The 12,450-nt window shown below is 74.3% G+C and carries 10 protein-coding genes; 4 read left to right on the forward strand and 6 right to left on the reverse strand.

From position 1 onward, the window contains the following. Positions 1–25: 25 nt before the first annotated feature. Genes PKE79_RS00435 through PKE79_RS00445 form a run of 3 tightly spaced genes read right to left on the reverse strand, consistent with a single transcriptional unit; the run spans position 26 to position 2,534 of the window. A complete protein-coding gene (locus PKE79_RS00435; RefSeq protein ID WP_271171691.1) occupies positions 26–1,093 on the reverse strand; it encodes a GNAT family N-acetyltransferase in 1,068 nt (355 codons plus the stop codon). Beyond that, complete coding sequence (locus PKE79_RS00440) at positions 1,090–2,253, reverse strand: GNAT family N-acetyltransferase (protein ID WP_271171692.1); 1,164 nt, start codon at positions 2,251–2,253, stop codon at positions 1,090–1,092. Before PKE79_RS00440 ends, PKE79_RS00435 begins: the two co-directional genes overlap by 4 nt. Beyond that, the gene (locus tag PKE79_RS00445) at positions 2,250–2,534 is read right to left on the reverse strand and encodes a hypothetical protein (RefSeq protein ID WP_271171693.1); all 285 of its coding nucleotides are present in this window, start codon (positions 2,532–2,534) and stop codon (positions 2,250–2,252) included. The genes PKE79_RS00440 and PKE79_RS00445 overlap by 4 nt, the downstream gene beginning before the upstream one ends. Before the next feature lie 543 nt (positions 2,535–3,077). Between PKE79_RS00445 and smc the strand changes: the two genes are divergently transcribed. From smc to PKE79_RS00465, 4 genes are read left to right on the forward strand one after another with little or no spacing between them, the layout of a single operon-like run. Continuing rightward, on the forward strand, positions 3,078–6,611 hold the full coding sequence (gene smc, locus PKE79_RS00450) for a chromosome segregation protein SMC (protein ID WP_271171694.1): 3,534 nt from the start codon (positions 3,078–3,080) through the stop codon (positions 6,609–6,611). Further along, positions 6,608–7,729 (forward strand): class I SAM-dependent methyltransferase, encoded by a 1,122-nt coding sequence (locus PKE79_RS00455; RefSeq protein ID WP_271171695.1) that lies wholly within the window; start codon positions 6,608–6,610, stop codon positions 7,727–7,729. Before smc ends, PKE79_RS00455 begins: the two co-directional genes overlap by 4 nt. A gap of 38 nt (positions 7,730–7,767) precedes the next feature. Further along, positions 7,768–8,637 (forward strand): signal recognition particle-docking protein FtsY, encoded by an 870-nt coding sequence (gene ftsY, locus PKE79_RS00460; protein WP_271171696.1) that lies wholly within the window; start codon positions 7,768–7,770, stop codon positions 8,635–8,637. 25 nt (positions 8,638–8,662) lie between these two features. Then, positions 8,663–9,163 (forward strand): DUF2004 domain-containing protein, encoded by a 501-nt coding sequence (locus PKE79_RS00465; RefSeq protein WP_271171697.1) that lies wholly within the window; start codon positions 8,663–8,665, stop codon positions 9,161–9,163. A gap of 6 nt (positions 9,164–9,169) precedes the next feature. Here the strand turns inward: PKE79_RS00465 and PKE79_RS00470 are convergent, their stop codons facing one another. Genes PKE79_RS00470 through PKE79_RS00480 form a run of 3 tightly spaced genes read right to left on the reverse strand, consistent with a single transcriptional unit; the run spans position 9,170 to position 12,446 of the window. Then, positions 9,170–10,666 carry an ATP-binding cassette domain-containing protein gene (locus PKE79_RS00470; protein WP_271171698.1) on the reverse strand — a complete coding sequence of 499 codons (1,497 nt, stop codon included), beginning with the start codon at positions 10,664–10,666 and terminating at the stop codon, positions 9,170–9,172. Further along, positions 10,663–11,463: an ABC transporter permease gene (locus tag PKE79_RS00475; protein WP_271171699.1), complete on the reverse strand. Its 801-nt coding sequence runs from the start codon at positions 11,461–11,463 to the stop codon at positions 10,663–10,665. The genes PKE79_RS00470 and PKE79_RS00475 overlap by 4 nt, the downstream gene beginning before the upstream one ends. Then, positions 11,460–12,446, reverse strand: a complete 987-nt coding sequence (locus PKE79_RS00480) for an ABC transporter permease (protein WP_271171700.1) — start codon at positions 12,444–12,446, stop codon at positions 11,460–11,462. Before PKE79_RS00480 ends, PKE79_RS00475 begins: the two co-directional genes overlap by 4 nt. Between the last annotated feature and the right edge of the window lie 4 nt (positions 12,447–12,450).

Genomic DNA, 12,450 nt, shown 5'->3' on the forward strand with positions numbered 1-12,450 from the left:
CGGGCGCGCACCCGGGCCATCCGCGTCACGAGAGCGTCTTCTCCCAGGCCGCCGCGTAGGACGCCGGACGGAACCCGACCGCCTCGTTGACGTCGAGCATGAACCGGTTCTCCTCCGCGTTGAACGTCGACACGCACGGCGACTCCGGAACGGCCTCGTGCCAGCGCCGCAGCCCCACGCACTTCACGATGGCGCCGAGGCGACGCCCGCGGTGCTCGGGCATGACGAGCGTTCCCCACTGGGAGGTCGGCCGGGTGCGGTCGGCGCCGATCTGCAGCTCGTTGAACGCCGCGACCTCGCCCGTGGGCGCATGCACGACGAGCGTGACGCCCAGAAGCTGCCCGGCCGCTGCGAGGCGCGCATCGCGCACCCGGACCCGCTCGGCGTCCCACGCCGACTCCTCGGTGACCATCTCGCCCGCGGGCACGTCGGTGCTCATCCGCGCGATGGCGCGGGCGTAGCCCTCGGCGTGCTCGTCGGGGGTCGGGCCGGTCCACCACACCACCCGGTACTCCGGCCCGGCCTTCTCGAGCGCCGCCTCGAGCAGGCGATCGACCGCATCGTAGGGCCCCTGCAGATCGAAGACGCTGTTGCGCTCGACCTGGCTGAGCGCGAATCCCGCGCGCAGCATGCGCTGCGCGGACGCGTCCTCGGCGGGGATGGCGCCGGCACCCGTCGGCGGGACGAGCTGCTCCCCGTCGACGCCGGCACGGTGGATGGTCCACCCCTGGAGGACGGAGCGCCCCTGCGCCGCCGCGATCTCCTCGAGCGCCGAGAGGAGCGCGTCCCCTGCCGCGTCGTGCCCGTCGGCGACCTCGACGTCGATCTCGGCGGTGCGCTGCTTCGAGCGCTCGGCGTCGAGCGCGCCCGCAGCGACGATGCGGTCGCCCTCGCGCGCGACGAGCGGCGTGATCACGTGGTAGGTCTGCTCCTGCCAGCGGCTCAGCACGTCGGCCGGGTCGTCGTCGTGGAGGTCGGTGCCGGAGTCGCGCCGCCACGCGGCGTTGCCGAGGCGGACGAACTCGAGGAAGTCAGCCGCGTCCGGTGCGTCGAGGCTCTCGGGTGCGGTCAGGCGGTCGATGCGCAGCGTCATGTCAGCTCCTTGGTCCACTCGCCCGTGTACGCGGCGGGGCGAAAGCCCACGGCCTCGTTCACGTCGAGCATGTAGCGGTTCTCCTCGGCATTGAACGTCCGGACGACGGGGGAGGTCGGGACGAGCTCGCTCCAGCGGCGCAGGCCGACGCACTTGACGATCGTGCCGAGCCGGCGACCGCGGTGCTCGGGCATGACGAGCGTCCCGTAGTTCTCGGTGGGGGCGGTCCGATCGGCGCCGATCACGAGCTCGTTGTACGCCGCGACCTGCCCCGTCGGCTCGTGGATGACGACCGTCACGGCCATCGTCTGCCCGGCGCGGCGCTTGAGATCCTCCCGATCGCGGACGCGCTGCGCGTCCCAGGGGTCGGCCTCCACGGGCAGCTCTCCGCTCGGGGCGTCCCCGTCCAGCCGGGAGATGGCGGCCGCGTAGCCCTCGATGTGCTCCTCGGGCGTCGGCGTCTGCCACCACGCCACCCGGTAGTCGGGGCCCGCCTTCGCGACCGCGGCCTCGAGAAGCCGGTCGACGGCCTCGAACGAGCCCTGCAGGTCGAACACGCTCGCCCGCTCGACCTGGCCGAGCGCGTAGCCGTTGCGCACGAGGAAGCGCGTCTGCCATGCATCGCGCGGGAGGGATCCGGATCCGGTGGGAGAGGGGAGCCGGTCTCCGCCCGCGTCGGCGGATGCGAACGCGAAGGCCCGCAGCGACGTGCGCCCGCGCTCGCGCGCGCGGCGCTCGATCTCGGCGAGCAGGGCGTCGGCCTCGTCGTCGTCTCTGCGATCGGGGTGGATCACGATGTCGACGTGCGCGGTGCGCTTCGCAGCGCGCGGGCACGCGAGCCCCGCGAAGCCGACGATCTCCTCGCCGCGTCGCGCGACGATGCCGGACTTGTCGACGTAGGTCGTCTCGCGGAGGCCGACGAGCCACTCCGCCGGGTCCTCGCGGAACAGATCGGTGCTCGAGTCGCTGCGCCACATCGCGTTCGCGGCGCCCGTGAACGCCAGGAACTCGCCCGCGTCGGGCGACTCGACCGATGCGGGAAGGTGCATCGGCGCGAACGCGATCGAGGGGCGACCCGCCGAGCGGGCCGCGGGCCGGCGCCCCGCGGAGTGGGAGGCTCCGCGGGGCGCCGGGTGCGCAGCGGTCGTGCGGGCGCTCATCGCATGCCGCCCAGGCCGTACACGAGGGTGATCCGCTGGATCTGCGCCTCGTGCTCGGCGCGCGCGGCGGCCGCCAGGCGCTGACGCTCGTACCGCGCGCGCGTCTGCTCGGGCGTCTCGGACGGGCGGGTGCTCCACAGGAGCAGCCACAGGCCGATGCGCATCGCGATCCGGTCAGCTGCCGAGGCGCGCGGGGTGCGCTCGGGGATGGCCGAGAGCGCGCGCGGCATGCCGCTCGGTTGCGGGGGATGGGCGGACGGGGACAGGTGAATCGTGTTCACGGTGATTCCTTCGTGGGAGAGAGATGTTCCGGATGGGAACGGGGAGACGACCCCGGGCGATGCCGGGGACGGGTGCGGAGCGCGGGGCGGGAAGCGGCCCGGGTGGCGCTCGGAGGCGGACGCCGGAGGCGGCGCGGAGAGACGGCTGTCGCCTGGTCTCAGGGACGGATGAGCCGCGCGTGCGGGCTCAGGGCAGACCTCTCGCTAGGAGAGTCGGCCTGCGCGGCGGAGTCCGCCTGCGACGATCCCTGCGACCTGACGTCGAGCGAAGCCGACGGGGACGGAAGCCGAGAGCGCGATGCGCGCTGCACCTGGGTTCGTTGTGATATCCATGTCGGCTTCCTCCTCTCGTGCCGGTTCGCTGGGCAGAGCGCCCAGAGGTGATCGTGCGATCACACACGTTACGCAGACGGCGCGGGCCGCGTCAAGCGGATTCCCAGGATTCGTCGCGCCGAGCCGCAGCGCATCGCGTCCCGCACAGGGGCCGTCCGGTACCGTGAGACCTGATTTTCCAGGGCGACGACAGGGAAGGGAGCCGCGCGGATGCACTTGAAGAGCCTCACGCTCAAGGGCTTCAAGTCGTTCGCTCAGCCCACGACGTTCGCGCTCGAGCCGGGGGTCACGGCGATCGTCGGGCCCAACGGCTCCGGGAAGTCGAACGTCGTGGACGCGCTCGCCTGGGTGATGGGCGAGCAGGGCGCCAAGACCCTCCGCGGCGGCAAGATGGAGGACGTCATCTTCGCGGGCACCGCGACCCGCGGCCCTCTCGGCCGCGCCGAGGTGCAGCTCACGATCGACAACTCGGACGGGGCGCTCCCGATCGAGTACAGCGAGGTCACGATCAGCCGCACGCTGTTCCGCAGCGGCCAGAGCGAGTACGCGATCAACGGCGAGTCCTGTCGGCTCCTCGACGTCCAGGAGCTCCTGAGCGACTCCGGACTCGGCCGCGAGATGCACGTGATCGTGGGACAGGGACGCCTCGACACCGTGCTCCAGGCCTCGCCGGAGGAGCGCCGCGGCTTCGTTGAGGAGGCGGCCGGCATCCTCAAGCACCGTCGCCGCAAGGAGAAGACGGTCCGCAAGCTCGAGGCCATGGAGCAGAACCTCACGCGTCTGAGCGATCTCGCGGGGGAGATCCGCCGACAGCTCAAGCCGCTCGGCCGCCAGGCCGAGATCGCCCGAGAGGCGCAGACGATCGCGGCGGTCGTGCGCGACGCGAAGGCGCGCCTGTACGCCGACGACGTCGTGCAGCTGCGGCACGCGCTCGCCGATCACGCCAGGGACGAGCACGAGCGCCACACCGAGCGCCTCGCGCTGCAGGAGCAGGCCGACGCCGCGAAGGCCCGGATCGCCGCGCTCGAGCGGGAGCAGAACGCCGAGGCGGTGGATGAGGCGCGTCGCATCCTCTTCGGCCTCGAGCAGGTGCAGGAGCGTCTGCGCGGCCTCTACACCCTCGCGAACCAGCGTCTCGCGCTCCTGGGCGAGCGGGACGACGACGCGGACGCGAAGGTCACGGTGAGCCGCGGCGACATCGACGACGCCCGCGCCGAGATCGTGGAGATCGCCGACGGCGTCGGCGCCGCACAGGACGCGGCGCAGGAGGCCACCCGCCAGGTCGCCGCCGCGCGGGCCGAGCTGGATGCGCTCGACGTCGAGATCGCCGAGCAGAGCGCGCTCGTGTCGGCGCACGACATGCGGATCACGACGCTGCGGGGAGCCGCCGAAGCGGCGCAGCAGACCCTCGCGGCGGTGCGCGGCGGCGTGCTGCGGCAGCAGAACGCGCTCGACGCGGCGGAGCAGCGCCGGCGCGAGGCGGCGGAAGCGTTCGAGGCGCTCGAGGACATCGCCGTCGCCGAGGGCACCGCAGCCGACCTGCAGGCGCGCTACGAGGACGCGCAGCGCGAGGCGGCCGAGGCGGAGGCCGCCGTGGAGGAGCTCCGCGAGGCGCATCGTGCGGCAGAGCGCGAGGCGGACGCGCTCACGGCGAAGGTGTCGGCGCTGGGCAGCGCGCTCGACGTGCAGGGCGGGGCCGCCGAGCTGATCGCCCGCGGCGGCGCCGGCGTGCGCGGGCTCGTCGGCGAGAGCGTGCACGTCGCGGGCGGGTACGAGGCCGCCGTCGCCGCTGTGCTCGGACCGCTCGCGGAGGGCATGCTCGTCGACGACGAGGACGCCGCCTTCCAGGCCGCGCGCGACGCGGTCGACGTCGGCGTCGTGGACATCGTGATCGCGGGCGGCCGAGCCGGCGACCCCGTCGCCGCGCCGCGGGGCGCGACGCCCGCGCACGCGGTCGTGACGGCGCCGGACGGCGTCCTCGGCCTGCTCGCCCGCGTCGTCATCGTCGATGACCTCGACGCGGCGCGGGAGGTGCTCGCGACCGCAGGCTCGGATGACCTCGGCACCACGGTCGTGACACGCGCCGGCGAGGTGTGCACGGCGCGCACCCTGCGCGCCGGCTCCGGCGGCAGCCGCTCGCGCCTCGAGCTCCAGGCGGAGCGCGACGCCGCGTCCGAACGACTCGCCGAGGTGCAGCGCACGCTCGACGACCTCGGACCGCGACGCGAGGAGGCGGCGGAGCGCCTCCAGGCGGCGCGGCGCGCGACGCGCGAGCGGCTCCAGGAGCTCCGCGAGCACGACGCCCAGCTCGCTCAGCACGCCGAGCACGTGAACCGGGTGACCGTCCGCCACGAGGCCGCGATCGCGGAGTGCGAGCGCCTCGAGGCGGGTCTCGCGCAGGCGGCCGGGGCCGTGTCCGACGCCGAGGCGAAGGCCGCAGCCGCTGCCGCGGAGCTCGAGCGCGCCCTCGAGGAGCCCCGCCCCATCCTCGACGCCTCGGCGCGGGACGGCCTGCTCGCCGCGGTGGAGGCCGCGCGCGAGCGCGAGATGGCCGCTCGCCTCGAGGTGGAGACCCTCCGCGAGCGGGTGCGCGCGGCGGAGGCGCGAGCCGTCGAGCTCGAGCGGCAGCGCGAGCGCGAGCAGGCGGCCGCCGAGCAGGCCGCGCGCCGAGCGGTCATCCGGCGCGCCCAGCGCGAGGTCGCGGAGGGCGTGACCGCCGAGCTCCCGCGGGTGCTCGACTCCGTGGACCGCTCAGCGGCCGAGGCCCGCCTCGCCCTCGCCGAGGCCGAGAGCGCCCGCTCGGCCGTCACGGCCGAGCTGCGCGACCTGCGCCAGCAGGAGGGGCGCCTGCGCGAGCGGCTCTCGGGACTCACCGAGAGCGTGCACGGCATCGAGCTCCAGATCCACGAGAAGAAGCTCCACCTCACGAGCCTCCTCGAGCGCGTCGCGAGCGAGCTCGGCCTCTCCGAGGAGATCCTCGTCGCGGAGTACGGCCCCGACCAGCCCGTGCCGCGCGACATCGGGGATCTCGGCGCCGCGACGGGAGACGACGCCGACGACGCGCCCTCGACCATCCCCTACGACCGGCGCATGCAGGAGCGCCGCCTCCGTGAGGCCGAGCGGAAGCTCTCGCAGCTGGGGCGCGTCAATCCGCTCGCGCTCGAGGAGTTCGCCGCACTCGAGCAGCGGCACCGCTTCCTCACCGAGCAGCTCGACGATCTCGTCCAGACCCGCAAGGACCTCATGACGATCATCGCCGATCTCGACGAGCGCATGCAGACGATCTTCGCCGCGGCCTTCGAGGACACCCGAGCGGCGTTCCAGGAGGTGTTCCCGATCCTCTTCCCCGGCGGCACCGGCAGCATCTCGCTCACGAACCCCGACGACATGCTCACGACCGGCATCGAGGTCACCGTGCGGCCCGTGGGGAAGAAGATCGAGCGGCTGTCCCTGCTGTCGGGCGGCGAGCGGTCGCTCGCGGCCGTCGCGCTCCTCACCGCGATCTTCAAGGCGCGCCCCAGCCCGTTCTACATCCTCGACGAAGTCGAGGCCGCGCTCGACGACGCGAATCTGGGCCGGCTGCTCGGCGTCTTCGAGCAGCTGCGCGCCTCGAGCCAGCTGCTCGTCATCACGCACCAGAAGCGCACCATGGAGATCGCCGACGCGCTCTACGGCGTGTCGATGCGCCAGGACGGCGTCTCGGCGGTCGTCGGCCAGCGCGTCGGCGATCGCGTGGCCTCGTGAACGCGCTCGAGGCGTTCGACGCGATCGCACCGCGGCTGCGCCGCGCCCCCGACGTCGAGGCGCACGACCTCGTCGCTGCAGACGCGAGCGATCGCCTCATCCTGTCCGAGGCCGACGCGGGCGACGCGCCCGTCGTCGTCATCGGCGACCGATACGGCGGGCTGTCGCTCCCGCTGCTGCGCGCGCACCCGACCAGGGCCATCCGCCTGCACCAGGACGCGATCACGGGCCGCCGCGCGCTCGAGCGCAACGCCCGGGCGCTCGACATCGACCTCGCACCCCTCGCGATGCACGCGCTCGACGCCGACCTCGTGCGCGACGCGCGGGTCGTCCTCGTGCAGCTGCCGCGCGCCCTGGACGCCCTCGACGAGATCGCGGGGTTCATCGCGGCGCACGCCGCGCCCGACGTGCGCGTCGTCGCGGGAGGGCGCATCAAGCACATGACGCTCGGCATGAACGACGTGCTCGCGCGGCACTTCCGCGAGGTGAGGGCGAGCAGGGCGGCGAGCAAGAGCCGCGTCCTGCACGCGGCCGGCCCCGATCCGCGGCGATCGGGCGGCTGGCCGCGCTGCGTCCGCCACGACGACGTCGGCATCACGGTGTGCGCGCACGGCGCGGCCTTCGCGGGGGCCTCCGTGGACATCGGCACGCGGTTCCTGCTCGGCTTCCTCCCCGACATGCCCGCCGTCCGGGACGCGATCGACCTCGGCTGCGGGACGGGCGTGCTCGCGACCGCGTACGCGCTCGCGCATCCCGATGCCGCGGTCGTCGCGAGCGACCAGTCGGCGGCCGCGGTCGCGTCCGCCCGCGCGACCGCGGCCGCGAACGGCGCCGACCGCATCGCGGTCGTGCAGGACGACGGCCTCGGCTCGCGTGCAGACGCCTCGGCCGACCTCGTCATCCTCAACCCGCCGTTCCACTCCGGAGCCGCCGTGACCGACGCGATCGCACCGCGCCTCTTCGCCGACGCCGCGCGCGTGCTGCGGCCGGGCGGCGAGCTCTGGTGCGTGTGGAACTCGCACCTCGCGTACCGGCCAGCGCTCGAGCGCATCGTCGGCCCCACGCGCCAGGTCGGCCGCAGCACCCGCTTCACGGTCACCGCGTCGACCCGCCGCTGACGGTCGGCCGCCCGCGCGCCGCGAACTAGGCTGGGAGCATGGCGGAGAAGTGGTCACTCGGGCGCGCGCTGCGCGGGATGTTCGTCAAGCCCACGATCGACGAGGGCACGTGGGAGGACCTCGAGACGGCTCTCATCACGGCGGACTTCGGCCCCGAGATCACCGAGCGCATCGTCGACGAGCTCCGCGAGAAGGTCGATCGGTACCGCACGACCGACCCCAAGGACCTCCAGCGGATGCTGAAGGAGACGCTCGAGGAGCACTTCGCGCGATTCGACACCACGCTCAAGCTCACCGAGCGCCCCGCGGTCGTGCTCGTCGTCGGCGTGAACGGCGTCGGCAAGACCACGACGATCGGCAAGTTCGCGCACTTCCTGCGCCGCTACAACCGGTCGGTGGTGGTCGGCGCGGCCGACACGTTCCGCGCCGCCGCCGTCGACCAGCTCGCGACGTGGGCGGAGCGCGGCGGGGCAGCGATCGTCCGCCCCGAGCGCGAGGGGCAGGATCCGGCGTCCGTCGCCTTCCAGACGATCGACCACGCCAAGCGCACGGGCACGGAGATCGTGCTCGTCGACACCGCCGGCCGCCTGCACACCAAGGGCGGCCTGATGGACGAGCTCACGAAGATCCGGCGCGTGATCGAGAAGCAGGCCCCCATCAGCGAGGTGCTCCTCGTGCTCGACGCGACGACCGGGCAGAACGGCGTGATGCAGGCGCAGGCGTTCCTCGAGCACGCCGGGGTCACCGGTCTCGTCCTCACCAAGCTCGACGGATCGGCGAAGGGCGGCTTCGTGCTCGCGGTGCAGGAGCGCACGGGCATCCCCGTCAAGCTGCTCGGTCAGGGCGAGGGGATCGGCGACCTCACGGGCTTCACGCCGCACGTGTTCGCCGCGTCGCTTGTCGACTGACGGCTCGGATGGTTGAGTAAGCGACATGGCGATCGAACACGACTTCTTCGGACTGCTGGAGTCCGGTCCCGACGGCTCGATCTTCTGGTCGGAGAACGTCGAGCTCGGCGACCAGACCGTGTCCGTCGACCTGACGGCGCCCGATCAGGAGGACGTGTCGCAGGAGGCGCTGGACGCCGCCGCGGCGATCGTGTCGTCGCTCGAGGAGGTCGACCGCCGCAGCCGGATCGCCATGCTCGGCGAGGTCGACAACCGCGCGAGCGAGGTGACCGAGTACATCCTCATGCAGCAGGAGACGCTCGGCGACGGCCTCGAGGACTTCCTCGTCGACATCTCCGGCGATCCGGCGGTCGACATCATCCGCTCGCTCAATCTCATGAGCATGACGATCCTCGCGGACGAGCACGGCGGATCCGACCCGTTCGCGGTGCTCGAGTACGCGCTCGACCCCGACGCGACCGACGACGTGCTGCTCGTGAACCTCACGAGCGACGGCAGCATCCACTCGGTCACGAGCGCCGAGTAGCGCGCCTCAGCGCGATGCCGCGATGAGCTCGCGCGTGAAGGGGTGCGCCGGCGAGGCGTAGACGTCCTCGGTGGCGCCCGTCTCGACGATCCGCCCGTCCTGCATCACGGCGACGCGGTCGCTGACGAGGCGCACGACCGCGAGGTCGTGCGAGATGAACACGATGCCGAGGCCCTCGTCGCGCTGGAGGCCGTCGAGCAGCCGGAGGATGCCGGCCTGCGTCGTGACGTCGAGCGCCGAGACCGGCTCGTCGCAGACGAGCACGTCGGGACGGCCCGCGAGAGCCCGGGCGATGGCGACGCGCTGGCGCTGCCCTCCGGACAGCTCCGCCGGGCGCCGCGCGAGGATCGACGCGTCGAGGCCGACCCGCGCGAGCAGCTGCGCGGGCGCGGGTGCGCCATCCCGATGAGAGTGCCGCAGGATGCGCGCGACGTCGTGGCGCGGGTCGAACGAGGCCAGCGGATCCTGCGGGACGAGGCGCACGCGCGGCGCCGGGGCGGCGAGCACCCGCCGACCCGCATCGGGCGCCTCCGCTCCGATGAGGAGGCGCGCGAGCGTCGACTTGCCCGAGCCCGACTCGCCGACGACGCCGAGCGTCTCGCCGCGGCGCACGACGACGTCCACGCCGTCTACGGCCGCCGTGGGCGCGCCGGATGGCCCGCGATACCGCCGGACGAGGCCCTCGCCCCGCAGCAGCACGGGGCCGGCAGGGGCGGATGGCGCGGGCCGCGGCCCGCGAGGACGCGCCGCGAGCAGCGCGCGCGTGACCGCGTGTGTCGGCGCGGCGAGGACGGTCTCGGCCGCGCCGGCCTCCACGATGCGTCCGGCGTCGAGGACCGCGACGCGGTCCGCGACACGCGCGACCGCGCCGAGGTCGTGGCTGATGAGGAGGAGAGCCGCCCCCTCGTCCCGCAGGCGCGCGAGCAGATCCAGCACGCGGACCGCGGTGGTCGCGTCGAGCGCCGTCGTCGGCTCGTCGGCGACGATGACGCGCGCGCCGCCCACGATGGCGGACGCGATGAGCGCGCGCTGGCGCATGCCGCCCGAGAGCTCACCGGGACGCTGCCGGAGCCGGCCAGCGGCATCGGGCAGCCCCGCGCTCTCGAGGGCGGCGATCACGCGGCGCCGGCGCTCGGGCCGCGGCACGCGGCGCACCGCGAGCGCCTCGCCGACCTCGTCCTCGATCGTGCGCAGGGGGTCGAGCGACTGCAGCGCGTCCTGCAGGACGAGTGCGATGTCCGCGCCCCGCAGCCGGCGCCATCCGCGCCCGCCGAGCCGCCGCACGTCCCGCCCCGCGAACGCGAGACGCGATGCCGTGACCGCGGCGCCGGGCGTCGTCTGGATGAGGCCGAGCAGCGTCCGCGCGAGCACGGACTTGCCAGCGCCCGACTCCCCGACGACGGCGAGGCACTCGCCCGCGTCGAGCGCCAGGTCGACCCCCTTCAGCACCTCGCCCGCCCCGCGCAGGCGCACGCGCAGATCGGCGACGTCGAGCACGCTCATCGGCCGGCCCCTCCCAGTCGGCGGCCGACGACCGTGAGCGCCGTGGCGGTGGCGACGATCGCGAGGCCGGGGAAGATCGTCAGCCACGGGGCGTACGAGATGTAGACACGGCCCGCATCGAGCATGGCGCCCCATTCGGGCGACGGCGGCGGCGTGCCCAGCCCGAGGAAGCTGAGGGCCGACACCCACACGATGGCCTGCCCGATGCCGAGGGTCGCCGTCGCGACGAGGGGCCAGAGCGTGTTGGGTGCGATATGGCGCGTGAAGGCGCGCAGGGGAGGGGTCCCCTCGAGGCGCGCGTAGGCGACGTAGTCGCTGCGCGCGACGCCGCGCACCCGCGAGCGGAGGATCCGCGCATAGCCCGGAGCGGTCGCGAGCCCGATCGCGAGGACCGAGCTCTGGGTGCCGGGGCCGAGCACCGCGACGAGGAGGAGCGCCATGACGAGCGTGGGCAGGGCGAACAGCACCTCGACCACGCGCCCGAGGGCCGCCTCGAGCCAGCGCGGACCGAGGCCGGCGGCGAACCCGATCGCGACGCCGAGGCCGATGCCGAGCGCGGTCGCCCAGACGCCGATGCCCGCCGACGCCGCCGCTCCGTGGACGATGCGGACGAGCACATCGCGCCCCGACTCGTCCGTGCCGAGCGGATGGCCGGGGGAAGGCGGGCGGAACGCGGATGCCGGGTCGATCGCGAGCGGATCCTGCGGCGCGAGCACGGACGGCGCGATGATCGCCACGCCGAGGAGGGCGAGGCACGCGAGCGCGGCCGCTCCCGACCAGCCGAGGCGCGACCTCACGAGCCCACCGCCACGTCGGGCATGCGGACGGCACCCGGCCGCGGACCGCGCAGGCGCGGGTCGACGAGCAGCTCGGCCGCGTCGGAGAGGACGACGACCGCGACGTAGAGGAGCGCGACGATCGAGACGGCGCCGATCACGACGGGCACGTCCCGCGCGAGCGCGGCCTCCTGGAGCAGTCGGCCGAGACCCGGGCGCGCGAACAGCACCTCGACGACGACCGCTCCGCTCAGGAGGTTGCCGAAGGCCCATCCCGACAGCGCGATCGCGGGCAGCGCGGCGTGCGGCAGGGTGTGGCGCAGGAGCACGCGCGGCTCGCCGGCGCCCCGAGCCCGCGCCGTGGTCGCGAACGGGGCGCGATCGGCCTCGAGCAGCGCATCGCGGGAGACCTGGGCGAGGAAGCCGGCGATCGGGATCGCGAGCGTCACGACCGGGAGCACGAGCTCGGCGGGCGAGCTGCCGGCGCTCGTGGCGGGGAGGGCGCCGAGCGTCGACGCGAAGACGAGGATGAGCACCGCGCCCAGCCAGAACTGCGGCATGACCGTCGCGGTCACCTCGACGCCGCGGAGCGCGGCGCCGACGACGCGGCCCGCACGGCCGCGGGCCGACGTGGCGACGATCGCGCCGGCGACGGCCAGCACCCACGCGAGACCGAGGGCGAGCACGGCCAGGAGCAGCGTCGAGGGCAGCTGCTGCCCGATGAGCTCGGCCACGCTCTGGCGGCGCGCATAGGAGTCGCCGAGCTGCAGCGTCGCGACCCGCGCGAGCTGCACGGCGTACTGCACGACGAGCGGCTGGTCGAGCCCGTACGCGCGCTCCGCGGCGGCGACCGCCTCGGGCCCGGCCTGGGATCCGGGGCCGCCCAGGATCGCCTCGAGCGGGTCGCCCGTCGCGCGCAGCGCGAAGAAGACGACCGTCGCGACGATCCAGACCACGAGCGCCGCGCGCGCGAGGCGCGCGGCGATCCAGCGCAGGGCGGCCATCCGG

The organism is Microbacterium barkeri, from assembly GCF_027921765.1.
Classification (GTDB): Bacteria; Actinomycetota; Actinomycetes; order Actinomycetales; family Microbacteriaceae; genus Microbacterium; species Microbacterium barkeri.

What these genes read in the sequence shown, in the direction of transcription:
- PKE79_RS00435 (WP_271171691.1), bottom strand. Translation starts at nt 1,093, where the DNA reads ATGACGCTGCGCATCGACCGCCTGACCGCACCCGAGAGCCTCGACGCA.
- PKE79_RS00440 (WP_271171692.1), bottom strand. Translation starts at nt 2,253, where the DNA reads ATGAGCGCCCGCACGACCGCTGCGCACCCGGCGCCCCGCGGAGCCTCC.
- smc (WP_271171694.1), top strand. Translation starts at nt 3,078, where the DNA reads ATGCACTTGAAGAGCCTCACGCTCAAGGGCTTCAAGTCGTTCGCTCAG.
- ftsY (WP_271171696.1), top strand. Translation starts at nt 7,768, where the DNA reads ATGGCGGAGAAGTGGTCACTCGGGCGCGCGCTGCGCGGGATGTTCGTC.
- PKE79_RS00465 (WP_271171697.1), top strand. Translation starts at nt 8,663, where the DNA reads ATGGCGATCGAACACGACTTCTTCGGACTGCTGGAGTCCGGTCCCGAC.
- PKE79_RS00470 (WP_271171698.1), bottom strand. Translation starts at nt 10,666, where the DNA reads ATGAGCGTGCTCGACGTCGCCGATCTGCGCGTGCGCCTGCGCGGGGCG.
- PKE79_RS00480 (WP_271171700.1), bottom strand. Translation starts at nt 12,446, where the DNA reads ATGGCCGCCCTGCGCTGGATCGCCGCGCGCCTCGCGCGCGCGGCGCTC.